Source organism: Acetobacter sp. KSO5, assembly GCF_044094635.1.
Lineage (GTDB): Bacteria > Pseudomonadota > Alphaproteobacteria > Acetobacterales > Acetobacteraceae > Acetobacter > Acetobacter cerevisiae.
On record NZ_CP172014.1, the window covers coordinates 2216317 to 2239681 of the forward strand.

Sequence of the window (23365 nt, forward strand, 5' to 3'; positions counted from 1 at the left end):
TCAGTCTGCCAGCACCAGAGCGAGGGCATCTTCCACACTGACTTCCTTGCGCTCGCCCGTTGCGCGGCGCTTGAGCTCCACGCGGCCTTCCTTGGCGCTACGCGGGCCGACGACGATCTGCCAGGGATGGCCCATCAGATCCGCATCCGCGAATTTTGCACCGGCACGGTCCGTGCGGTCGTCATAGAGGAAGGCTTCGATATTGGTGTTGTAGATCTGCTCACACATGGCGTCACAGGTTTCATCACCCACCTTCAGGTTGATGATTACTGCACGGAACGGTGCGACCGCATCCGGCCAGATAATGCCGGCATCATCATGGCTGGCTTCAATAATGGCCCCCGCCAGACGGGAGACACCAATGCCGTAAGATCCCATTTCCGGGTAGACCGGCGTGCCTTCCGGCCCGCTGACGGTCACATCCATGGACTGGGTGTACTTGGTGCCAAAGTGGAAAATATGGCCCACTTCCACGCCACGCCCTTCCCGACGACGGCCTTCCGGCACGGCATCCCATGCGGCGGTGTCGTGCATTTCATCGGTTGCGGCATAGGGTGTGGTCACGCGCTTGTAGAAAACTTCCAGCGCTTTGGGGTCTTCCACATTAACCGGCTCGTCCAGCCAGTCCTGCTCTTCCAGAGCGGCATCATAGAACACGCCACTTTCCCCTGTGGGGGCGAGGATCAGGAATTCGTGGCTCAGTTCACCACCAATCGGGCCGGTATCGGCACGCATCGGCACCGCCCGCACACCCAGACGCTGGAACGTGCGCAGGTAAGCCAGCAGCATCCGGCGATAGGTGGCGACAGCAGAATCGTAATCCAGATCAAAGCTGTAGGCATCTTTCATCAGGAATTCGCGGCCACGCATCACGCCAAAACGCGGACGTACTTCATCACGGAATTTCCACTGGATATGATACAGCATCTGCGGAAGGTCCTTGTAGGACTTCACAGCCTGCCCGAACAGATCGGTGATCATTTCCTCATTGGTCGGCCCGTAAAGCAGTTCGCGTTTATGGCGGTCCTGAATGCGCAGCATTTCCGGGCCATACGCGTCATACCGGCCGGAACGCTTCCACAAATCAGCGGACTGAAGGGTGGGCATCAGCACTTCCTGCGCGCCAATCCGGTCCTGCTCTTCCCGCACGATCTGGCTAATATTGCGCAGAACCTTCAGGCCTGCCGGCAGCCAGGCATAAATGCCGGATGCTGTCTGCCGGATCAGACCAGCCCGCAGCATGAGCCGATGCGAGACGATCTGCGCCTCTGCCGGGTTTTCCTTAAGCGTGGGAAGAAAACTACGCGAAAGACGCATGATGCACTCAGCCTTGTCTGGCAGGTGAGACCACAGGCGGCCTCACTCTGAAATTTTACTCTGTAATCTGCTCTAAAACAGTGCGGCGACAAAGAAAACCCGCCTGATGCAGGTCTTCTTTTAGTCGCCGTTTTTACCCTACCCGACGCAGGGTATGGTTCTGCGCGTCAGACGCGCAGAACGTGAACATCCACCAGCGGACGCTTCTGAAGTTTGCGGCCAAGTGCGCGACGCAGCGCAGTTTTGGCGGCATCCCGGAAGGACTGGTCATCGCTGCGCAGTTCGTCAGGGATCACATCAATCGCGTTGGCGAATTCTTCGCGCACGCGCACGCTTTCCAGATCATCCGGGTCCAGCAGACCGGGGGCGCTGACTTTCGGCTCACCGATAACGAAGCCTTCGTCATCCACCGCAAAGCTGGCAATCACCACACCGTTGAACAGCATCTTGCGGCGAGCCGCCAGCACGCCACCATTCATGGGCAGCAGACGCCCGGCATCCAGAGCCAGACGGCCAGACGGTGCGGTATCAACCACTTCTACCTTGCCGGGGGCGAGACGCAGGATGTCACCATCTTCCAGCAGGATCGGCGCAATGTCCTTTTCCTGAGCCAGAGCGGCATGGGCCGTCAGATGGCGCCATTCGCCATGCACCGGCACGGCATATTTCGGCCGGACCAGATCATACATGGTGCGCACATCATCGCCCGTCGCGTGACCGGACACATGCACAAAGGCTTCCTTGTCCGTAATCACGCGCACACCGCGACGGGAAAGGTTATCCTGCACCGCCATGATGGCGCGCTCGTTGCCCGGAATCATACGGCTGGAATAAATCACCGTATCGCCCTCACCGAGGGACACATTCGGGTGCATATCCAGAGAAATGCGGGACAGAGCGGAGCGCGGCTCACCCTGACTGCCGGTGATGATCATAACAATCTGATCATCCGGCACGTCATTCACGTCCTGCTCCGTCAGGAACGGCAGCACACCGGACAGATAGCCGCACTCACGCGCCGCCACATCCAGATTGCGCAGAGACCGGCCAACCAGCACAACCGTGCGGCCAGCAGCCTGAGCAGCCATGGCGATGGTTTCCACTCGCGCCACATTGGAGGCAAAGCAGGTGACGGCAATACGTCCCTTCAGCCCACTGATGAGGTCCGTCATGCTGCGACGCACTTCGGATTCCGAACGGGAGGGGCCGGAACTCATCACGTTGGTGCTGTCACACACCAGCGCCAGAACGCCTTCATCCCCCACTTCCTTCAGACGCTTGACGTCTGTCGGCGGGCCAACCAGCGGATCGGGGTCCAGCTTCCAGTCACCCGTATGCACGATCACGCCATCGGGCGTGCGCAGCACAACGGCCTGTGCTTCCGGCACAGAATGGGTGACGGGGATGAATTCCAGATCAAACGGACCGACCTTGAACTCGCCACCACAGGGAATGACGTGAATAGGCACCTGCTGGAGCAGACGGGCTTCACCCAGCTTGCGGCGCAGCACGGCACCTGCAAACGGCGTCACATAAACCGGGCATTGCAGCAGCGGCCACACATGCGCGACAGCGCCAATGTGATCTTCATGCGCATGGGTGATGACCAGACCGGCCAGCTTATCCTTGCGCTCCGCAATAAAGGTGGGGTCCGGCACCAGAATTTCTGCTTCCGGGGTGTCATTCCCGCTAAAGCCGATGCCGCAATCTATCGCCAGCCAGGTTTCCCCAAGGCGATAGAGATTCAGATTCATGCCAATCTCGCCCGTTCCGCCCAGGGGCAGAAAGACGAGATCGCCGTTCTGTTCTGTCATAAGTAGTACTACCCTTCTGTCAAAAAGTCTTTTTCGATTGTGAGACGCGGCAAGGGATTCCGCCCCGCCAATATCCGCAGCCCGTTAAGGGTCAGCATTGAATCCACGTGATCAAACACCGTTGTGCCTTCCGAGAAGAGCGGAGCCAGACCGCCAGTTGCGAGCACCTTCATGTTTTGCCCGACTTCCTGCCTGATCCTCTCGACGATCCCCTCGATCAAACCCACGTAACCCCAGAACACGCCTGACCGCATAGCGGCCACTGTATTACGCCCAATGACGGAATCCACCGCCGGGCGTCCAATTCCTATTCTCGGCAACCGTGCGGCTGCCTGATGCAGAGCCTCAACCGAAAGGTTGATGCCCGGTGCAATTACACCCCCGCAATAGCTGCCTTCTGCATCCACCACATCAAAGGTTGTGGCGGTGCCAAAATCAATCACCGTCAACGGACCACCGTACAGATGGTGTGCCGCAAGCCCGTTTAAAAGCCGGTCCACGCCAACTTCGTCCGGATTATCCATTTTGATGGAAAATCCCCAGTCCAGCCGGGCGGACGCCAGCAGCGGCTCCACCGCAAACCATTGGCGGCACAAGGTGCGCAGATGGTAGAGCGCTGCGGGCACCACCGTGCCAATCACAGCGCCTTCAATATCATCCGCCGCAATCCCCTGCATCTTCAGCAGGGCCAGCAGCCAGACCGCGTACTCATCAGACGTGCGCTGGGCCTGCATGGTAATGCGCCAGACACCCCGCCATTTTTCGCCATCATGCACGGCAAACACGACATTCGTGTTGCCAGCATCAATGACGAGAAGCAACGTCAGCCCCGTGTTCTGCCAGCAGGATATCCCCTGTTGCGATCGTTTTCATTCCATTTTCCGTCTCAAGCAGAAGCCGTCCATCAGCGGCAAGCCCTGCAAACTGGCCCTTTTCATAAGTAGTCCCGCCGCTTACGACAAGAGGCGTGCCCACAGGATGTGCGCGTTTCCGCCATTCCGCACACAAAACGGCAAAGCCATCCTGCTGCCAGACAGCACACCAGTGCGCCAGTTGTGCGAGAATGGCGCGGGCCACATCAGCAGGCGGCGGCACCGGCCCACATTGCCCTAAAGAGGCCGCTCTCCGGCCAATCTGTGCTTCCTCCGGCGGCTGCACGAGGTTGGCCCCCATGCCGATGACCAGCATCGGCCCTTCCCGCTCGATCAGGATGCCACCGAGCTTCTGACCGTCCAGCAGAATATCATTCGGCCATTTGATCATCAGCCGGTCTCGCGCTGCGGGAACGCTCGTCGCCAGCCCTTCAAAAAACGCCAGCGACGCAACAAAGGGCCAGCCCCCTAAGGCGTCCAGCCCCGCCTGCCCCGCATCCAGCAGAACAGAAAAGGCAAGACTTTGCCCGGCATTGGCCCAGTTGCGCCCCCGGCTACCGCGCCCTTTTGTCTGCCGCAACGCCAGAAGCGCCAGCCCCGGTGCTTCTCCGGTGCGGGCGCGTTCCAGACAGACATCGGAGGTGGACGTCAGTTCCTCATAACATTCCAGCCGCCAGGCTGCCGTCGGCTCACTCATCCGCCAAGGGCCAGAGCAGCCTGTCGGGCCATAGCCATCAGCGGGCCAAGAGCGAGAATAAAGAATACTGTCGCCAGCCCCATGCTGCCCGAGACAAACAGGAGGCTGCCTGCTGGCCGGTCCAGCCCCTCCGCAGAGGCATCAAAATACATCACCTTCACCACCCGCAGATAATAATACGCACCAATAACGCTCGAGACTGCCCCGATCGCCACCAGAACGTAAAGGCCGGATTGCCATGCAGCGGCAAAAACCATCAGTTTCCCGAAAAAACCTGCCAGCGGCGGCGCGCCGACCATGCTGAACATGAACACCGCCAGCGCAGCCGCCAGTCCGGGGTCTGTCCGACCCAGACCGGCCAGGTCAGAAATGGAGGTCACTTCATGCCCTCTGCGACGCATGGCCGTAATCACGGCGAATACCCCGGCATTCATGACCAGATAGGCCGCCAGATAGACCAGCGTGGCCCGCACGCCGTTGGTGGATGCCGCCGCTAACCCCATGAGCGCGTAGCCCATATGGCCAATGGAGGAATAGGCCATCAGCCGTTTGATGTTGGTCTGCGGAATGGCTGCAAACGCGCCATAGACCATTGAGAGGATAGACAGCGTTTCAATCAGGATCTGCCAGCGCGGAGCCATAGAGCCAAACGGGCCACTCATCACGCGCAGGAACAGCGCAAAGGCCGCAAATTTGGGAGCGCCTGCCATATAGGCGGTAATGGGCGTGGGCGCCCCCTGATACACATCCGGCGTCCACATATGGAACGGCACAACCGAGAGCTTGAAGCTCAGCCCTACCACAAGGAACACAAGGCCAACCATCAGCCCCGTGGGCAACGTTGCTGTTTGCTGAATGGCGGCAATCAGGCCTGTGTAGGCCATAGTCCCGGCATACCCATAGATCAGAGACATGCCATACAGCAGCAGGCCGGAGGCCAGAGACCCAAGAACGAAATATTTCAGCCCGGCCTCGGAGGACGTGACATCGTCCCGCTCCAGCGCGCACAGGATGTAAATGGAGAGCGAGGACAGCTCCAGCCCGACAAACAGCGTCATCAGATTGGCGGAGGACGCCATGATCAGCGCGCCGAGTGTTGAAAACAGGATCAGCACCCCTGTTTCAAACGGGAGCGGCGTGCGCTCTTCCGTGCGGTAGCTAAGGGTCAGCACCAGTGCTACCAGCCCGCCAAGCAGGGCCAGCATTTTCATGAAGCGGGCAAAGCCGTCATTCACAAAGGTGCCAGCATACGCCATGCCGTCTGGAGAGAGAGCTACCAGCACGCCACAGCCGACGAACGCTGCGACCGTCAGCAAGGTGCAGGACACAATGCCCTTCCCTTCCCGCTGCAGCACGCCAAACACAAGAATAACCAGCCCCGCCAGTCCGAGCATGATTTCCGGCAGAGCCAGCGTCCAGTTAACCGATGCAGCACTCATGGCTCGGCACTCCGTTCAGAGCAGGAGAAAACAGGAAAGACAGCGTGGGTCATTTCAGTCTCCTCACCCGCAGAGGGCTACGGTCAGCACCACGACCAGCCCCGCCAGCATGGTGAACGCATAGAACGCGATGGAACCGGTTTGCAGACGGATAGCGTCAGACGCGCCGTTGGCCGTTGCCTGCACCAGATCACGCGGGAGGCCTTCAACCGCCCCTTCCTCGCCGTCTTTCCAGAGAATACGGGCAAGGGCGGTATAAGGCCGGACAAAAATGCGGTCATACAGCTCATCAAAATACCATTTGTTGAGCAGGAACCGATAAAGCGGGCCACAGGAGCGAGCCAGCGCTCCCGGCATATCCGGTCTGGCAATATAGAACACATACGCCACAGCAATACCCGCCAGCCCGACCACAGAAGGCAGAAGCGCCACCAGTCCCGGCACATGCTCAAAGATTTCCATGATGCTGTTATCCGGCGCATTGAAGATGCTGCCTTGCCAGAACGCGGCCTGCTGCGTGCCGATATAATACGGAGCCAGTGCAATCCCGCTCACCACAGACCCGATGGCCAGCAGCACCAGCGGAACAGTCATGGAAAGCGGGCTTTCATGCGCGGCATCCCGCATTTGTGCATCCGCTGGCGCACCGTGGAATACCAGAAAGATCAGACGCCAGCTGTAGAAGGCTGTCAGGAAGGCTGTGAGGACGCCCAGCCCCCACGCATAATGGCTCATGCCGCTATCCGCCGCCCAAAGCGTGTTGAGAATGGCGTCTTTTGACCAGTATCCGGCAAAGGGGAACACGCCGGCCAGCGCCAGACTGCCAATCCACATCACCGCATACGTCAGCGGCAGTTTTTTCCACAGCCCGCCCATCCGGAACATGTTCTGTTCATCATGCATGGCATGGATTACCGAACCGGCTCCCAGGAACAGCAGCGCTTTAAAAAAGGCATGTGTTGTCAGGTGAAAAACGGACGCCTGATACGCTCCTACGCCGACAGCCGCGAACATATACCCCAGCTGGGAGCAGGTGGAATAGGCAATGCTCCGCTTGATATCCGGCTGCACCATGCCGACCGTGGCAGCAAAAAAACAGGTGGTGGCACCAATAAATATCACGAACAGGCGGGTATTCGGCGCGACCTCCAGCAAGGGCGACATCCGCGCCATCAGGAAGACGCCAGCCGTCACCATGGTGGCCGCGTGGATTAGCGCCGAGACCGGGGTTGGACCTTCCATGGCGTCCGGTAGCCATGTGTGCAGGAAAAGCTGGGCGGATTTCCCCATAGCCCCGACAAACAGCAGGAAGCTGATGACTTCCACCATATGGAAGGACTGCCCGAACAGCGTATAGGGTGCGCCAGCAACCTGCGGCACGGCGGCGAAAATGTCCTCATACCGCACGGACTGGAACTGGACATAAATCAGGCCAATCCCAACGAGGAAAAACAAGTCTGCCACGCGGTTGACCACAAAGGCCTTGATGGCCGCAGCCGTGGCGGCCGGACGGTCATACCAATAGCCAATGAGCAGATAACTGGCGAGGCCGACCCCTTCCCACCCAAAAAACAGCTGAATGAGGTCCGAGGACGACACTAGCATGAGCATGGCGAAGGTAAACAGCGAGAGATACGCAAAAAACCGATAAACCGGCATGCTCTCATGGCTCATATAGCCAAGGCTGTAACAGTGAACCAGCAGCGAGATGCACAGCACCATGGCCGTCATGGTCACAGAAAGCGTATCGAACCGCAGGGTCCATGTGGCGTGAAAGCCGCCTGCATTGATCCAGTCCGCCAGCGGCACGGCAGAGGAGCCAAAGCGGGAGGTCCAGCCGCCATACAGCGCTCCCACCCCGCACAGGGTGGCAACACCCATGCACAGCAGCGTCACGATTTTGGCCATGGTGTCGCCCATCAGGCGACCACCAAGCCCTGCCACAACGGCCCCCGCCAGAGGCAGGGTCACGGCTGCGGCAAACAGGTGAAGATCGGTCTGCATGAGTCCGCTCATCCCTTCATCATCGTGACGTCTTCGACCTGGATCGAGCCACGGTTACGGAAATACACCGTGACAATCGCCAGCCCGATGGCCGCTTCCGCTGCGGCAATGGTGAGCACAAACAGCACCATCACCTGCCCGGAGAGATCTCCATGTGCGGAGGAAAACGCCACAAAATTCAGATTGGCCGCCAGAAGAATGAGTTCCATGGACATCAGGATGATGATGATATTCTTCCGGTTAAGAAAAATACCCAGCACCCCCAGCACCAGCAGCGCCGCACTGACCACCAGATAAGGCCCAAGCCCGATAGGAGCGATTGCCGGTGTCATGCGCCAGTCTCCTCTTTTTCCGCCTCTTTGCGCTGCTCATCAGAACCGTAAGAGCCGGGAGCAGCAATTTCGTAATACGAGGTTCGGGGGCGCAGAAAACCACCCTGCTCCAACACGTTTTCGCCAAGTGGCAGTTGCACAAGCTCCAGCGTCTCTTCACGTGTGCGTGCATGCTGTTTTTCGATATTCTGACGACGCCCGCTACCGGTTTGACGGAGGGTGAGCACAATGGCCCCGATCATGGCGACGAGAAGCACCAGCCCGCAGGCCTGAAACAGCAACACGTAGTGGGTATAGATCAACGTACCCAAAGCCGCCGTGTTGGTCAGGCCGGGAACGGCCTGCACTACTCCCCCGGCACTGGCCGGAGCCATGGTCCAGTTGCTCACGGCCATAACGAGCTCGGCAAACAGGATGCCCCCAACACACGCCCCAATAGGCGCGTTACGCTGCAAGCCTTCCCGCAGTTGCGTAAAATCAACATCCAGCATCATGACGACAAACAGGAACAGGACCGCCACCGCGCCGACATAGACAATGACCAGCAGCATCGCCAGGAACTCGGCTCCAGCGATGAGAAACAGTCCGGATGCATTGAAAAATGCCAGAATAAGAAACAGGACTGCATGCACCGGGTTGCGAACACTGATGACCATACAAGCAGACATCAGCAACACGGCGGCAAAAACGTAAAAAACAACCTGCGCCAACATCAGCCGGCCTCCTGCCCCAGCCGGGGCTGCACGGGGTTAACGATACGGGGCATCGTATTCCAGCCGACGGGCTAGCAAGGCTTCCCACCGGTCTCCATTTTCAAGGAGCTTATCCTTGTCGTAGAGCAACTCTTCCCGTGTTTCTGTAGCGAATTCGTAATTGGGCCCTTCGACAATGGCATCCACCGGGCAGGCTTCCTCGCACAGACCGCAATAGATGCATTTTGTCATGTCGATATCGTAACGCGTGGTGCGGCGGGAGCCATCATCGCGCTCTTCCGCCTCAATCGTAATAGCTTCCGCCGGACAGGTTGCTTCGCAAAGTTTGCAGGCAATGCAGCGCTCTTCCCCATTCGGGTAACGCCGCAGGGCGTGTTCCCCGCGAAAGCGCGGCGAGAGCGGCCCTTTTTCATACGGGTAGTTCAGCGTCACCTTCGGCTGGAACATCATTTTGAATGTTGAAGCCATCCCACCGACAAGTTCTGTCAGCAGGAACGAGCGGAACGTGCGTGTTAAAGCGCCCATCAGTTTACGCCTCCTACCTGTGGCAACAGGCCTGTGGCCATTAGGAAACCAGCCGTTGCAATCATCCAGACCAGTGACAGCGGCAGGAAGACTTTCCAGCCAAGACGCATCAGCTGGTCATACCGGAAGCGCGGGAATGTTGCCCGGATCCAGATAAAGACAAACAGACAGAACAGAATTTTAAAAATCAGCCACAGCGGTCCGGGCACCCATGTAAAGGGCGCCAACCCTAGCGGTGGCAGCCAGCCTCCCAGAAACAGAATGCTAATCATGCCTGACATCAGGATCATGTTTGCATATTCACCAAGGAAAAAGAGACCGAAGGCCAGTGACGAATATTCCACAAAGAACCCGGCCACGAGTTCACTCTCGCCTTCCGGCAGATCAAACGGCGCACGGTTGGTTTCCGCGAGTGCCGATATAAAGAAGACGATAAACATCGGGAACATTGGCACACAGAACCAGATATGGCGCTGGGCCAGCACAATATCATTCAGGTTCAGGCTGCCTACGGCCAGCAGGACCGAGACAATGACCAGCCCGATGGACACTTCATACGAGACCATCTGCGCGGCAGACCGCAACCCACCCAGAAAGGCATATCGGGAATTGGACGCCCACCCGGCAATCAGAATGCCGTAAACCCCAAGTGAGGAAATGGCGAGCAGATACAAAATGCCAACATTGATATCCGCCACGGCCAGACCGTTCCCTGTCGGAATAACTGCCCAGGCCAGCATGGCGAGAGAAAAGGTGAGAAACGGTGCAAAGAGAAACAGCGCCCGGTTTGCCCCGGCGGGAATAACCGTTTCCTTCATAATCATCTTGATAGCATCGGCAAATGCCTGAAACATCCCGAACGGGCCGTTCACATTCGGCCCGCGCCGACGCTGCATGGCCGCCATCACCTTGCGTTCCATAAGCGTCAGATACGCCACGGCAATCAGCAACGGCACCAGAACGGCCAGTGTTTCCAGCAGCATCAGGATAATCTGGCCTGCGAGCGTATGATAAAAAAACTGCGCCATTCGCCCTTACTCCGCCGCTACTGCACGCACAGGCCCGTAAACACGGGAACAGTCCGCCATGGTGGGGCTGGCCCGGCTGATGGGGTTGGTCTGGTAGTAATCCTGCATCACCGGTCTGAAAGCGCTTGCAGCAAGCCCCTCCTCCTGCGCGGCGGAAACCGCCGGCGCAGTCGGTGCGGACACGCCCTGCCCTTCAATCTGCGTAATCGGCTGAGCAACAGCCCCGATCTGCCGGAAGACCGGATTGACCTCTGCCATCCTGTCCCGCAGAGCATCCAGCGTGTCATAGGGCAGTGTTTTGCCGATCACTTCAGAAAAAGCGCGAAGAATACGCCAGTCTTCCCGCGCCTCACCCGGCGGGAAAACAGCCCGGAAGCTCCGCTGGACGCGGCCTTCCGTGTTGACATACGTGCCCGGCTTTTCCGTATAGGCCGCACCCGGCAGGATGATATCGGCGCGGGCAGCGGCAGCATCGCCATGGTGGCCCTGATAGACCACGAAGGTGTCAGCCCCGATTTTGTCAATTGGGAACTCATCCGCGCCCAGAAGCCAGAGAACATCAACGCCACCCCGCAGCATGCCGCTGGCGTTGCGCCCACGCGTACCGGGCAGGAAGCCGAGGTCCAGCGCCCCAACACGTGAGGCCGCAGTGTGCAGGACGTTCAGCCCGTTCCAACTCTCTGCTATCACGCCAGTCTGACCGGCCAGTTTTTTACAGGCATCATAAATGGCTGATGCGTCAGGGCGGGTCAGCGCACCATGACCGATGATAATCATGGGCCGCTTTGCGGTTTGCAGAGTTTCGGCAAAAGGATGACTACCATCAAGAAGCTTTTCCAGAACCTCTGGCCCATCCCCAAGCAACTCAGCCGAATAGGTTGGGTCCGTCAGCGGGTGTCCGATCATGGCAATCGGGAAGCGACCGCGCCCGGAATCCAGAAAGCGTTTACGGATACGGGCATTCAGCACCGGAGCCTCGTGCCGAGGATGTGTTCCCACCAGCAGAAGGGCATCGGCCTCCTCTATGCCGAGAATGCCGCTGTTGAACAGATAGCCTTCCCGCGCACTGAGGTCATACCATGCGTTATCCTGACGGCAGTCGAGATTGGGCGAGCCCAGAGACGTCATCAGGTCTTTCAGAGCACACAGGCTTTCCGCATCGCACAGATCCCCCACAATGGCACCGATCTGATAGCCAGAAACCCCATCCAGACGCCGCGCAAGAGATACAAAAGCCTCCTGCCAGGACGCCTGCATCAGCTTGCCATGCACCCGCACCCACGGGCGATCCAGCCGCCTGCGCTTAAGCCCGTCAACTGAAAAACGCCCTTTGTCAGACAGCCATTCTTCATTCACCTCATCATTCACGCGCGGCACAATCCGCATGACCTCACCGCCACGCGCCTGAATCTGGATGTTGGTGCCGACGGCATCCATTACATCAATGCTGTCAGTCTTTTTGTATTCCCAGGAACGGGCATGAAAGGCGGAGGGCTTGGCCGTCAACGCGCCCACCGGGCAGATATCAATCAGGTTGCCAGATAGTTCAGACGTCAGCGCTTTTTCCACGTAGGTGGTGATTTCCGCATTTTCGCCACGGGAGACCATCCCCAGTTCCGGCGTTCCGGCCACTTCCGTAGTGAAGCGCACGCACCGTGTACACTGGATGCAGCGCGTCATGACGGTTTTGACCAGCGGACCGAGGTCTTTATCCGTTACGGCCCGCTTGGGCTCATGATAGCGAGATACCCCGGTGCCATACCCGTATGCCTGATCCTGCAAATCACACTCACCACCCTGATCGCAGATCGGGCAATCTAACGGGTGATTGATCAACAGGAACTCCATGACCGCACGGCGGGCACGACGCACCATCTCAGTGTCCGTCAGGATTTCCATCCCCTCGGAAACCGGGAAGCCACAGGAGGCAACCGGCTTAGGCGCACGCACTACCTGCACAAGGCACATCCGGCAGTTACCGGCTACGGAAAGCCGTTCGTGATAGCAAAAGCGCGGAATTTCCTTGCCCGCAGCCTCACAGGCCTGCAAGGCGCTGAAACCGGCTGGCACATCAACAGGAGTGCCATCAACAATCACCCTCACCATAGCGTTTACTCCGCAGTCACTGGCACGCCGGATGCTGGCACCTGAACCAGCCCCGTGCCGCCATGTGCTGCCTTATACTGGCGGATGCGTTCTTCCATTTCCGGCCGGAAATGGCGGATAAGGCCCTGAATCGGCCATGCGGCGGCATCACCCAGCGCGCAAATGGTGTGGCCTTCTACCTGACGGGTCACCTGCTCCAGCAGGTCAATTTCATCCAGTTCCGCCCGGCCCTGAACCATCCGGTCCATCATGCGCATCATCCAGCCGGTTCCTTCCCGGCACGGGGTGCACTGCCCGCAGCTTTCATGTTTGAAAAAGCGTGAGAAGCGGGCAATGGCTTCAATAATGTCGGTCGATTTATCCATGACAATCATGCAGCCGGTGCCCAGACCGGAACGCTCGGCGCGCAGACTGTCATAATCCATCAGCACAGTTTCACACACGGATTTTGGCAAAACCGGAACCGAGCATCCGCCGGGAATAACAGCCAGAAGATTATCCCAGCCACCCCGAACGCCACCGCCATGTTTTTCGATAATTTCTTTCAGCGGCACCCCAAGTTCTTCTTCAAAAACACACGGCGTGTTCACATGGCCGGAAATAGCCATCAGCTTGCTGCCCGCATTGTTAGGCCGCCCCAGCCCAACGAACCATGCCGCCCCACGCCGCAGAATGGTGGAGGTCACGGCAATGCTTTCCACATTATTCACAGTAGTCGGGCACCCATAAAGCCCTGCCCCGGCGGGGAATGGCGGCTTCATCCGTGGCTGGCCTTTTTTGCCTTCCAGACTTTCCAGCAGAGCCGTTTCTTCTCCGCAAATATACGCCCCGGCCCCGCGATGAATGAAGAAATCGAAATCCCAACCGGATCCAGAGGCATTTTTGCCAATCAGCCCGGCTGCATAGGCTTCCTCCACCGCAGTCTGAAGATGGGCGGCTTCATTAAAAAACTCGCCACGCACGTAGATATAGGCTGCATGCGCGCCCATGGCGAAGGAGGCAATCAGGGCGCTTTCAATCAGCTTATGCGGTTCATGCCTGAGAACTTCACGATCTTTACAGGTTCCCGGCTCTGACTCATCGCCATTGATCACCAGATAATGCGGTCTGCCATCGGACTTTTTGGGCATGAAGGACCATTTCAGCCCGGTCGGGAACCCGGCTCCGCCACGGCCACGCAGCCCGGATGCCTTCATTTCCGCAACAATGGCGTCCCGCCCTTTTGCCAGAATCTCCGCTGTATTCTGCCAGTCTCCCCGCTTACGCGCGCCCTCTAACCGCCAGTCATCCTGGCCGTAGAGATTTGTGAAGATCCGGTCCTTGTCCTGCAACATGCCCGTCTCTCCTACTTGTTTTCAGAAATAAAATGGACGGAATCCATCAGCGTCTTACGGCCACCTTCCGGAGCAGATCCGCAGCGGTTGATTGTCGGGCCGGCAGGCGGACGTTCCCCTTTGCGCAATGCGTCAATCAACGCCACAGTGCGCGGGCCGTCCATGTCTTCATAAAAATCATCATCAACCTGCAGGATAGGCGCATTGGAACATGCGCCGAGACATTCCACCTGTGTCAGGGTGAACTGTCCATCGGTGCTGGTCTCGCCAAACCCCGCAATACCGGTCGCCCGCTTGCAGGCCGCCACGACATCATCCGAACCCCGCAACCAGCATGGCGTTGTGGTACAAACCTGCAAATGGTAGCGCCCCACAGGCTTTGTGTTGAACATAGTGTAGAAAGACGCCACCTCGTAAACCCGGATAGCAGCCATTTCCAGCCGACGCGCAATTTCATCCATGGCTGCCACAGGCACCCATGCACTCCCGGTTTCCCGGCCCATTTGCCGTTGGGCAATATAGAGCAGCGGCATAACAGCACTGGCTTTGCGCTCTTCAGGGTATTTGGCGAGCACAGTCACAATTTCTGCCTCGGACGCACTATCGAAAGCAAAGCTATCCGGCTGTTCCTGCGGTGTCCGGTGTGTGTTCATCGGTCAACCTCCCCGAAAACCAGATCGAGCGAGCCAAGAACCGCCACCATATCGGCCAGCATGGAGCGGCGGGACAGTTCATCCAGAGCCTGCAAATGCGCAAAACCTGTCGGGCGGATTTTGCAGCGATATGGCTTATTGCTGCCATCAGCCACCAGATACACCCCGAACTCACCTTTCGGGCTTTCCACGGCGGTATACGTGGCCCCCGGCGGCACATGATATCCTTCACTAAACAGCTTGAAGTGATGAATGAGCGCTTCCATGGAGCGCTTCATTTCCGCACGGGGTGGCGGACTGAATTTGGGATCCTGCACTTTGACGTCCCCGGGGCGGATCTGATTCAGACATTGCTCAATAATGCTGACGCTCTCGCGCATTTCCGCAACACGAACGAGATAGCGATCATAGCAATCCCCATGTCGGGCCACCGGCACGTTGAATTCCACCTTATGGTAGTTGTCATACGGCTGCGTGCGGCGCAGGTCCCACGGCACGCCGGAGGCCCGCAGGCAGGGGCCACTAAATCCCCAGGCCAGTGCCTGCTCGGCTGTGAAAACGCCAATCCCGACCGTACGCTGTTTCCAGATTCGGTTTTCCGTCAGCAGGCCTTCCAGCTGATCAATCCATGCCGGGAATTCTTTGGCCCATGCGCCAATTTTATCTTCCAGCCCCGCCGGAAGGTCCTGTGCCACACCACCGGGGCGGAAATAATTGGCATGGAAGCGCGCGCCGGAGGCTGCCTCGTAAAACTCCAGCAGTTTTTCACGCTCTTCATACCCCCACAGAGCAGGCGTCACCGCGCCGCAATCCAGACCAAGCGCTGTGATATTCAAAATATGGTTTAGAACACGGGTGATTTCTGCAAACATCACCCGCAACCAGCGGGCACGCTCGGGAATTTCAATCCCCAGAAGCTTTTCCGTCGCCAGCGCAAACGCCTGTTCCTCACACATGGGAGAGACGTAATCCAGCCGGTCAAAATAGGGCAGCGCCTTCTGATAGGTTTTGTATTCTATCAGTTTCTCCGTGCCACGATGCAGAAGCCCGATATGCGGCACCGTGCGCGCCACAAGTTCACCTTCCATTTCCAGCACAAGACGCAACACGCCATGTGCGGAAGGATGCTGCGGCCCGAAATTTAGCGCATGGGAATCAATCTCCAGCGTCTTGCGTTCCCGCGCTTCCACCTGTTGCTCCGGCAGCAGGCTTTCCGGAATATCCGTCCGCAGAATAGCGTCTGCGTCATTCAGCAGGATGCCTTTGTCCGCGTCTGTCATCCGCGTGACCTCCTGATATGTTGCCGGACCTCGTGCGCTTTCTCATCCCCCGGCAAGGTCAGCATGCCTTCCCATGGGGAGACGAAATCAAAATTACGGAAATCCTGCGCAAGCGAGACAGGCTCCTTCACCACCTGCCGGCTTGCCACGTCGTAGCGCACTTCCTCATACCCGGTCAGCGGGAAATCCTTGCGCAGCGGGTAGCCTTCAAACCCGTCATCCGTCAGGATACGCCGCATGTCCGGGTTGCCGGAAAACTGCACGCCGAACAGATCGTAGCATTCCCGCTCCCACCAGCACGCACACGGCCAAAGGCCGGAAACGGATGCTACCGGCGCAACTTCATCCGTGGTGATAATCACACGGATGCGCTGGTTCAGCGTGACGGAAAGCAGGTTATAGACCACGTCAAACCGCTCAGCCCGGCTGGGATAGTCCACCCCGCACAAATCCATCATCTGCTCAAACCGGCACTGCGGATCATCCCGCAGGAAGGTCATGAGCGGCAAAAGCTGATCCCGGGTCGTGCGGACCACCAGTTCACCCTTCTCCAGCGCAGCGGATGAGACGTCTGGCCAGCCTGTGGAGAGGGTGAAGGCCAGAGCCCCGAGGCGCCCCTGAAGGCTGACCTGCTGCGGAGAGGACAGACGCGCCTCAACCACGGAGAATGGTCCCGGTGCGGCGAATTTTCTTCTGAAGCAGCATGATGCCGTAAATCAGCGCTTCTGCCGTAGGCGGGCAGCCGGGCACATACACGTCCACCGGCACAATCCGGTCACACCCACGCACCACGGAATAGGAATAGTGGTAATACCCTCCCCCATTGGCGCAGGACCCCATGGAAATGACCCAGCGCGGCTCTGCCATCTGCTCATAAAGACGGCGCAGCACCGGAGCCATCTTGTTGGTCAGTGTGCCGGCAACGATCATCACATCAGACTGGCGGGGAGAGCCGCGCGGGATAATGCCCATGCGGTCCAGATCGTACCGGGGCATATAGGCGTGGATCATCTCCACAGCGCAGCACGCCAACCCGAAGGACATGGGCCACAGGCTGCCTGTGCGCCCCCAGTTGACCAGCTTATCCAGATTGGCAACCACAAAGCCCTTCTCGGCAATGGCACCTGTAATGCCTCGCACCACGGCATCCTGCTCCGGACCGGGTGAAAGGGCTTCACGATTCCACAGAATGGTTTCGTCTTGCGGATTTGCAGACATCGGCGGCTCCCTCAATCCCAGTCCAGCGCGCCTTTGCGCCATTCATACAGAAAGCCGATCCCCAGCATGCTCAGGAACCCCAGCATGGACAAGAAGCCAAACAGCCCTATGCGAGACAGGCTGACAGCCCAGGGGAACAGAAACGCGACCTCGAGGTCGAAAATAATGAAAAGGATCGCGACCAGATAAAACCGCACATCAAAACGACGGCGCGTATCATCAAAGGCCTCAAATCCGCACTCATAGGCCGTTACTTTTTCAGGATAAGGTTTTTGATGGCCGCATAGCAGCGCCATACCCAGCATTGCAGCCGCAATAACGACTGAAATAGCACCGAATACCAAAACAGGGGCGTAATCACCAAGAACAGACTGCATCTGTATTCCTTGCATGAGAGAGATCATGAAGATCAAACGTCATGCAGAGGATCCTAGACCTAAGTCTTTACAACAGCCATGCCCTGACACCAGTAATAACGGGCACGTTCCCGTGACTACTTAGAGGGACCACGTGAAACCGCCGTGAATATGGCGGAAAACTACAGATTTTGGGGGATATTCATAAAAACGAGAGCATCTCACATTTTGGTGCTCTGCGCGGAAACCATGATCCCTTGAGAGAAATCATGGTGGGCGATGACGGGGTCGAACCGCCGGCCCTCTCGGTGTAAACGAGACGCTCTACCTCTGAGCTAATCGCCCGCTGGATGCGTATGTGTCACAAACAGAAGCGGCCGGCAACCCTTCCTGTGGAAGTTTTACCGGCCGAAACCAAAAAACTATCAGTCTGAAAGACTTTTAGCTTACGGCATCCTTCAGAGCCTTACCCGGCTTAAAGCGCACGGACGTAGAGGCCGGAATATCAATTTCCTCACCTGTACGCGGGTTGCGCCCTTTAGCAGCCTTGCGTGAGGCTGTAACGAACGTGCCGAAACCAACCAGACGAACTTCCTGCTTTTTGGAAAGCGCCTTTTCGATTGCACCGAATACGGCGTCAACCACTTCTCCAGCCTTCGCCTTGGGCAGAGCAGCCTCGTCGGCCACTGCCGCTACGAGTTCCTGCTTGTTAAGCGGCTTCTCCATATTACGCCTCTCTCTGTGTTTATCGTGACTGGAGCGGCGGGCGGCTTTACGTCCGCCTCTCCGCTTCCCGCTCGCACTATGCAGCCGTTTTACGCCACGTCAACCGAGCAACGGTAAACTTCGGCCACATAGTAAATTTTTCCCTTAGTGCGGCAGCACGGGCGCCGCACCAGCTCCTTCCGGGGTCGGAACAGCTTCCGAAACCTCATCCCAATGGATGGCCTGAGGCTTACGCACCAGCGCCCGGGCAATCACTTCATCCACGTGGGATACGGGAATGATTTCGAGATTGTTCTTTACGGAGTCAGGAATTTCCGCGAGATCTTTCTCGTTCTCCTTGGGCAGGAATACCGTCTTGATGCCTGCGCGCAGAGCCGCCAGCAGCTTCTCTTTCAAACCACCAATCGGCAGCACGCGTCCCCGCAACGTGATCTCGCCAGTCATGGCAACATCACGCCGAACCGGGATGCCCGTCATTACGCTAACCAGCGCTGTTGCCATGGCAATACCGGCTGAAGGCCCGTCTTTAGGAGTCGCACCTTCAGGCACATGCACGTGGAAACTCCGCTTTTCAAACAGAGTCGGCAGGATACCGAATGTGGTCGAACGGCTGCGCACGTAGGAATACGCCGCAGAGACGCTCTCCTTCATGACATCGCCCAGCTTGCCGGTTTCCACCACGGCGCCTTTACCGGGCACCATAACGCTCTCAATCGTCAGGATTTCCCCACCGACCTCTGTCCAGGCCAGACCGGTGACAATACCCACCATGTCTTCCGCCTCGGTCTCGCCGTAACGGAAGCGCTTCACACCGGCCAGCTTTTCAAGATTGCGCACGGTGATGGCAACTTTCTTTGCCTTCCCCGTCACAAGCTCTTTCACGACCTTACGCGCCAGATTCGCAATTTCGCGCTCAAGATTACGCACCCCGGCTTCACGCGTGTAATAGCGAATCAGATCCCGCAGAGCGTCATCACTGATCGACCACTCGCTCGGCTTGAGGTTATGAGCCTCGGCCTGCTTGGAGATCAGATGGCGACGGGCAATCTCAACCTTTTCGTCTTCCGTGTAGCCAGACAGACGGATGATTTCCATACGATCCAGCAGCGGCTGGGGCATGTTGAGGCTATTTGCCGTGGTGACGAACATGACGTCCGACAGATCATAATCCACTTCCAGATAATGATCCGCAAACGTGCTGTTCTGTTCCGGATCCAGCACTTCCAGCAGGGCTGAAGCCGGATCGCCCCGCCAGTCCGCACCCAGCTTGTCAATTTCATCCAGCAGGAAAAGCGGGTTCGAGACCTTCGCCTTCTTCATCCCCTGAATGATCTTGCCCGGCATGGAGCCGATATAGGTGCGGCGATGCCCACGGATTTCAGCTTCATCCCGCACGCCACCCAGAGACATGCGCACGTAATGGCGGCCGGTAGCCTTGGCGATGGAGCGTGCCAGCGAGGTTTTACCCACACCCGGCGGCCCCACGAGACAGAGAATCGGTCCCTTCAGCTTCTGGGAGCGGCTCTGGACTGCCAGATATTCCAGAATACGCTCTTTCACCTTTTCCAGAGCGTAGTGATCGGCGTCCAGAACAGCTTCAGCGGCATCCAGATCATTTTTGACCTTGGTGCGCTTCTTCCACGGGATGCCGAGCAGCCAGTCCAGATAGTTCCGGACAACCGTTGATTCGGCAGACATGGCGCTCATGCCACGCAGCTTCTTGAGCTCGGCAACCGCCTTTTCCCGCGCTTCCTTGGAAAGCTTGGTTTTGGCAATCCGCTCTTCAATCTCGGTGGTTTCGTCCTTGCCGTCTTCGCCTTCACCCAGTTCTTTCTGAATGGCTTTCAGCTGCTCGTTCAGATAGTACTCGCGCTGGGTTTTCTCCATCTGGCGCTTCACGCGGTTGCGAATTTTCTTCTCAACCTGCAGCACGCCGATTTCCGCTTCAATGTGCGCGAAAACCTTTTCCAGCTGCAATGTGACAGACGGCGCCTCCAGAATTTCCTGCTTTTCGGAAATTTTGAGGTTCAGGTGGCTGGCAACAGTATCGACCAGCTTGGACAGATCGCTGATCTGGTTAAGAGAGACCAGAACTTCAGACGCAATCTTTTTGTTGAGCTTAATATACTGCTCAAACTGAGAGACGATGGAACGGCCCAGCGCTTCGGCTTCCGCCCCTACCGCCGGCTCTTCAACCACATCCTCAATTTCTGCTTCAAAATGTCCGTCAATATCATGCAGGGCCTTCACCCGTGCGCGACGCACACCTTCCACCAGCACCTTAACGGTGCCGTCCGGCAGCTTGAGCAGCTGCAGGATGGTGGACACGGTGCCAAAGCGGTACACATCATCCACACCCGGATCGTCCTGAGCCGCATCTTTCTGCGCAATCAGCAGGATCTGCCGGTCTTCCCGCGTGACGGACTCCAACGCCTTGACGGACTTTTCACGACCGACAAACAGCGGGACAATCATGTGGGGAAACACGACAATATCGCGCAGGGGCAGAACGGCAATACGACCGTTACCCTGCTCTATCTTCTTGTCGGGGGTTGTGTTGTCCGCAGCGACAACGGCTGCGTTTTCGGTCGGTGTGACCGTTGCTGGCGTTTTGGCCGGCGTTTTTGCGGGTGATTTACGCTTACGTTTTACTGCTGGTTTTTCATTATCAGCCATAACCATGACCTCCTTCAAGGACGATCCAGGCCGGGCACCCGTAATGTGGCGTACCCAGACCCGCGAGAACCTGCCAACAGGCTCCCACCATCTACCATGTCGTTACGAACGCCCCATTCTACAATGGGTTAACCAGAAAACCCGGCCAGCAGGGCATTTCTTCCCTGCTGGCAGTTGTTTTGCAGTTCTTAGGCTGACTGTTCCGCCGGAACCTTTTTCCCTTTGCCATAGACATAAACCGGGTTTGTTTTTTCCTCGGCCACGTCACGGTTCACCACCACTTCTTCCACGTTATCAAGACCGGGAAGATCAAACATGGTGGACATCAGGATGCTTTCCATAATGGACCGCAGGCCACGTGCACCCGTCTTCCGGGTAATGGCACGGTCTGCAATCGCCTTCAGGGCATCATCCGTAAAGGAAAGCTGGACATCCTCCATCTGGAACAGGCGCTGATACTGCTTGACCAGAGCATTTTTCGGCTCGGTCAGAATGCGGATCAGAGCCGCCTCATCCAGATCCCCCAGCGTTGCCAGAACCGGCAGACGGCCAATAAATTCCGGGATCAGCCCGAATTTCATCAGATCTTCCGGTTCCACATCGTGGAGAATTTCACCGGTTTTTCGCTCATCGGGAGACCGGACATCAGCACCAAAGCCAATGCCTGTCCCCTTACCGCGGGCGGTGATGATTTTATCCAGCCCGGCAAAGGCCCCGCCGCAGATGAACAGCATGTTCGTGGTATCCACCTGCAGGAACTCCTGCTGCGGATGCTTACGCCCACCCTGCGGCGGCACAGAGGCGACGGTGCCTTCCATCAGCTTCAGCAGAGCCTGCTGCACGCCCTCACCACTCACATCACGCGTGATGGAGGGATTGTCAGACTTGCGGGAAATCTTGTCGATTTCATCGATATAGACAATGCCGCGCTGCGCACGTTCCACATTGTAATCAGACGCCTGCAACAGCTTGAGGATGATGTTTTCAACATCCTCACCCACGTAACCGGCTTCGGTCAGCGTGGTGGCATCTGCCATGGTGAACGGTACGTCCAGAATACGGGCCAGTGTCTGCGCAAGCAGAGTCTTACCCGACCCGGTGGGACCAACCAGCAGGATGTTGGACTTTGCCAGTTCAACATCGTTATTGCCTTTGGTCGCCTGCGTCAGCCGTTTGTAATGGTTATGCACCGCAACAGAGAGGACCCTCTTGGCCTCAAACTGTCCGATCACATAATCATCCAGAACCTTACAGATTTCCTTGGGAGTCGGAACGCCTTCGCGTGACTTCACCAGTGTCGTCTTGTGCTCTTCACGGATGATATCCATGCAGAGTTCAACACACTCATCGCAGATAAACACGGTCGGGCCGGCAATGAGCTTGCGCACCTCGTGCTGCGACTTCCCGCAGAAAGAGCAATAGAGTGTGTTTTTGGAATCACCGGACTTTGCGTTCATCAGCCCACTCCCTTGAACGTCCCGGACCTCAAAAAACCAGGAACCGAGTTACCAACTCTATCTGCCTTACTGCGGGCAGACCACCCCTGACATTGAACAGGAGATTTAGCGTACACCAGATTAAGGATGGCTTTTATCCTTCTTTCCAGCTTCTGTGGCCTTATGATGGCTGATTACCTTGTCAACAATCCCGAAAGACTTTGCTTCCTCGGCTGACATATAGGTATCGCGCTCCAGCTTCTGCTCAATATCTTCAAGCGTCTGGCCGGTATGCTCACGATAGATCTCGTTCAGGCGCTGCCGGATAATAAGGATTTCCTTGGCCTGAATCTCAATATCGCTCGCCTGCCCCTGTGCGCCGCCAGACGGCTGATGCACCATCACGCGGGCATTTGGCAGAGCGAAACGACGCCCGGCTTCACCACCCGCCAGCAGCAGAGAGCCCATGGAGGCTGCCTGACCGATACAGACGGTGCTGACCGGGCTGCGGATGTACTGCATCGTGTCGTAGATCGCGAGACCTGCGGACACAACGCCACCCGGGCTGTTAATGTAGAAAGAAATTTCTTTCGTCGGGTTCACGCTTTCCAGATAAAGGAGCTGTGCGGAGATCACAGACGCAACCTGGTCATAGACCGGGCCGGTCAGAAAGATGATCCGTTCCTGAAGCAGGCGGGAATAGATATCAAATGCCCGCTCGCCCCGGGAGGTCTGCTCGACCACCATCGGCACCAAAGCGTTGCTGAAAACCTCAACGGGATCACGATCCCTCATGTCAGTCATTCCCGTAAAAAACCTGCACCATCCTTCCCCCATTT

21 protein-coding genes and 1 tRNA gene are annotated in these 23365 nt (G+C 57.5%); all 22 read right to left on the reverse strand.

Going from position 1 to position 23365, the window contains the following annotated elements; genetic code table 11:
• Positions 1–1317 (reverse strand): proline--tRNA ligase, encoded by a 1317-nt coding sequence (gene proS / locus ACHQGU_RS09955; protein WP_395494929.1) that lies wholly within the window; start codon positions 1315–1317, stop codon positions 1–3.
• Positions 1318–1484: 167 nt separating this feature from the next.
• Entirely contained in the window at positions 1485–3131 is a 1647-nt protein-coding gene (locus tag ACHQGU_RS09960; RefSeq protein WP_062250745.1) for a ribonuclease J, read from the reverse strand.
• Positions 3132–3139: 8 nt separating this feature from the next.
• On the reverse strand, positions 3140–3952 hold the full coding sequence (locus ACHQGU_RS09965; protein ID WP_062141866.1) for a type III pantothenate kinase: 813 nt from the start codon (positions 3950–3952) through the stop codon (positions 3140–3142).
• Positions 3936–4700, reverse strand: coding sequence for a biotin--[acetyl-CoA-carboxylase] ligase (locus ACHQGU_RS09970; RefSeq protein WP_395494930.1), 765 nt, complete (start codon positions 4698–4700; stop codon positions 3936–3938). The genes ACHQGU_RS09965 and ACHQGU_RS09970 overlap by 17 nt, the downstream gene beginning before the upstream one ends.
• Complete coding sequence (gene nuoN / locus ACHQGU_RS09975) at positions 4697–6139, reverse strand: NADH-quinone oxidoreductase subunit NuoN (RefSeq protein WP_395494931.1); 1443 nt, start codon at positions 6137–6139, stop codon at positions 4697–4699. The genes ACHQGU_RS09970 and nuoN overlap by 4 nt, the downstream gene beginning before the upstream one ends.
• Positions 6140–6202: 63 nt before the next feature.
• Positions 6203–8143 carry an NADH-quinone oxidoreductase subunit L gene (gene nuoL / locus ACHQGU_RS09980; protein ID WP_395494932.1) on the reverse strand — a complete coding sequence of 647 codons (1941 nt, stop codon included), beginning with the start codon at positions 8141–8143 and terminating at the stop codon, positions 6203–6205.
• Between the two features lie 8 nt (positions 8144–8151).
• Entirely contained in the window at positions 8152–8475 is a 324-nt protein-coding gene (gene nuoK, locus ACHQGU_RS09985) for an NADH-quinone oxidoreductase subunit NuoK (protein ID WP_043550666.1), read from the reverse strand.
• Positions 8472–9188 (reverse strand): NADH-quinone oxidoreductase subunit J, encoded by a 717-nt coding sequence (locus tag ACHQGU_RS09990; protein ID WP_082779536.1) that lies wholly within the window; start codon positions 9186–9188, stop codon positions 8472–8474. Before ACHQGU_RS09990 ends, nuoK begins: the two co-directional genes overlap by 4 nt.
• A gap of 36 nt (positions 9189–9224) precedes the next feature.
• A complete protein-coding gene (gene nuoI / locus ACHQGU_RS09995) occupies positions 9225–9713 on the reverse strand; it encodes an NADH-quinone oxidoreductase subunit NuoI (RefSeq protein WP_043550664.1) in 489 nt (162 codons plus the stop codon).
• Complete coding sequence (nuoH, locus tag ACHQGU_RS10000; protein ID WP_062141871.1) at positions 9713–10741, reverse strand: NADH-quinone oxidoreductase subunit NuoH; 1029 nt, start codon at positions 10739–10741, stop codon at positions 9713–9715. Before nuoH ends, nuoI begins: the two co-directional genes overlap by 1 nt.
• Before the next feature lie 6 nt (positions 10742–10747).
• Positions 10748–12847 carry an NADH-quinone oxidoreductase subunit NuoG gene (gene nuoG, locus ACHQGU_RS10005; protein WP_395494933.1) on the reverse strand — a complete coding sequence of 700 codons (2100 nt, stop codon included), beginning with the start codon at positions 12845–12847 and terminating at the stop codon, positions 10748–10750.
• A 5-nt stretch (positions 12848–12852) separates the two neighbouring features.
• On the reverse strand, positions 12853–14181 hold the full coding sequence (nuoF, locus tag ACHQGU_RS10010; protein WP_395494934.1) for an NADH-quinone oxidoreductase subunit NuoF: 1329 nt from the start codon (positions 14179–14181) through the stop codon (positions 12853–12855).
• Positions 14182–14192: 11 nt separating this feature from the next.
• Entirely contained in the window at positions 14193–14834 is a 642-nt protein-coding gene (locus ACHQGU_RS10015; protein ID WP_395494935.1) for a complex I 24 kDa subunit family protein, read from the reverse strand.
• Entirely contained in the window at positions 14831–16114 is a 1284-nt protein-coding gene (locus ACHQGU_RS10020; protein ID WP_062141875.1) for an NADH-quinone oxidoreductase subunit D, read from the reverse strand. The genes ACHQGU_RS10015 and ACHQGU_RS10020 overlap by 4 nt, the downstream gene beginning before the upstream one ends.
• The gene (locus ACHQGU_RS10025) at positions 16111–16776 is read right to left on the reverse strand and encodes an NADH-quinone oxidoreductase subunit C (protein ID WP_395494936.1); all 666 of its coding nucleotides are present in this window, start codon (positions 16774–16776) and stop codon (positions 16111–16113) included. Before ACHQGU_RS10025 ends, ACHQGU_RS10020 begins: the two co-directional genes overlap by 4 nt.
• A complete protein-coding gene (locus tag ACHQGU_RS10030) occupies positions 16769–17332 on the reverse strand; it encodes a NuoB/complex I 20 kDa subunit family protein (protein WP_395494937.1) in 564 nt (187 codons plus the stop codon). The genes ACHQGU_RS10025 and ACHQGU_RS10030 overlap by 8 nt, the downstream gene beginning before the upstream one ends.
• Before the next feature lie 11 nt (positions 17333–17343).
• Complete coding sequence (locus ACHQGU_RS10035) at positions 17344–17709, reverse strand: NADH-quinone oxidoreductase subunit A (protein ID WP_395494938.1); 366 nt, start codon at positions 17707–17709, stop codon at positions 17344–17346.
• Positions 17710–17958: 249 nt separating this feature from the next.
• Positions 17959–18033, reverse strand: a tRNA-Val gene (locus ACHQGU_RS10040).
• Between the two features lie 96 nt (positions 18034–18129).
• Positions 18130–18414, reverse strand: coding sequence for an HU family DNA-binding protein (locus tag ACHQGU_RS10045; protein WP_025827010.1), 285 nt, complete (start codon positions 18412–18414; stop codon positions 18130–18132).
• Positions 18415–18558: 144 nt separating this feature from the next.
• A complete protein-coding gene (gene lon / locus ACHQGU_RS10050) occupies positions 18559–21090 on the reverse strand; it encodes an endopeptidase La (RefSeq protein WP_395494939.1) in 2532 nt (843 codons plus the stop codon).
• A 188-nt stretch (positions 21091–21278) separates the two neighbouring features.
• Positions 21279–22547, reverse strand: a complete 1269-nt coding sequence (clpX, locus tag ACHQGU_RS10055; RefSeq protein WP_395494940.1) for an ATP-dependent Clp protease ATP-binding subunit ClpX — start codon at positions 22545–22547, stop codon at positions 21279–21281.
• A gap of 120 nt (positions 22548–22667) precedes the next feature.
• Positions 22668–23330, reverse strand: a complete 663-nt coding sequence (locus ACHQGU_RS10060; RefSeq protein ID WP_197463990.1) for an ATP-dependent Clp protease proteolytic subunit — start codon at positions 23328–23330, stop codon at positions 22668–22670.
• Between the last annotated feature and the right edge of the window lie 35 nt (positions 23331–23365).

Excerpts from the sequence above, each read along its gene's own strand:
- nuoL (WP_395494932.1), bottom strand. The coding sequence starts at position 8,143 with ATGCAGACCGATCTTCACCTGTTTGCCGCAGCCGTGACCCTGCCTCTG.
- ACHQGU_RS10035 (WP_395494938.1), bottom strand. The coding sequence starts at position 17,709 with ATGCAGTCTGTTCTTGGTGATTACGCCCCTGTTTTGGTATTCGGTGCT.
- nuoK (WP_043550666.1), bottom strand. The coding sequence starts at position 8,475 with ATGACACCGGCAATCGCTCCTATCGGGCTTGGGCCTTATCTGGTGGTC.
- clpX (WP_395494940.1), bottom strand. The coding sequence starts at position 22,547 with ATGAACGCAAAGTCCGGTGATTCCAAAAACACACTCTATTGCTCTTTC.
- ACHQGU_RS09970 (WP_395494930.1), bottom strand. The coding sequence starts at position 4,700 with ATGAGTGAGCCGACGGCAGCCTGGCGGCTGGAATGTTATGAGGAACTG.
- ACHQGU_RS09960 (WP_062250745.1), bottom strand. The coding sequence starts at position 3,131 with ATGACAGAACAGAACGGCGATCTCGTCTTTCTGCCCCTGGGCGGAACG.
- nuoF (WP_395494934.1), bottom strand. The coding sequence starts at position 14,181 with ATGTTGCAGGACAAGGACCGGATCTTCACAAATCTCTACGGCCAGGAT.
- nuoG (WP_395494933.1), bottom strand. The coding sequence starts at position 12,847 with ATGGTGAGGGTGATTGTTGATGGCACTCCTGTTGATGTGCCAGCCGGT.
- ACHQGU_RS10045 (WP_025827010.1), bottom strand. The coding sequence starts at position 18,414 with ATGGAGAAGCCGCTTAACAAGCAGGAACTCGTAGCGGCAGTGGCCGAC.
- ACHQGU_RS10020 (WP_062141875.1), bottom strand. The coding sequence starts at position 16,114 with ATGACAGACGCGGACAAAGGCATCCTGCTGAATGACGCAGACGCTATT.
- nuoH (WP_062141871.1), bottom strand. The coding sequence starts at position 10,741 with ATGGCGCAGTTTTTTTATCATACGCTCGCAGGCCAGATTATCCTGATG.
- lon (WP_395494939.1), bottom strand. The coding sequence starts at position 21,090 with ATGGCTGATAATGAAAAACCAGCAGTAAAACGTAAGCGTAAATCACCC.
- ACHQGU_RS09990 (WP_082779536.1), bottom strand. The coding sequence starts at position 9,188 with ATGTTGGCGCAGGTTGTTTTTTACGTTTTTGCCGCCGTGTTGCTGATG.
- nuoN (WP_395494931.1), bottom strand. The coding sequence starts at position 6,139 with ATGAGTGCTGCATCGGTTAACTGGACGCTGGCTCTGCCGGAAATCATG.
- ACHQGU_RS10030 (WP_395494937.1), bottom strand. The coding sequence starts at position 17,332 with ATGTCTGCAAATCCGCAAGACGAAACCATTCTGTGGAATCGTGAAGCC.
- nuoI (WP_043550664.1), bottom strand. The coding sequence starts at position 9,713 with ATGGGCGCTTTAACACGCACGTTCCGCTCGTTCCTGCTGACAGAACTT.
- ACHQGU_RS10015 (WP_395494935.1), bottom strand. The coding sequence starts at position 14,834 with ATGAACACACACCGGACACCGCAGGAACAGCCGGATAGCTTTGCTTTC.
- proS (WP_395494929.1), bottom strand. The coding sequence starts at position 1,317 with ATGCGTCTTTCGCGTAGTTTTCTTCCCACGCTTAAGGAAAACCCGGCA.
- ACHQGU_RS10060 (WP_197463990.1), bottom strand. The coding sequence starts at position 23,330 with ATGACTGACATGAGGGATCGTGATCCCGTTGAGGTTTTCAGCAACGCT.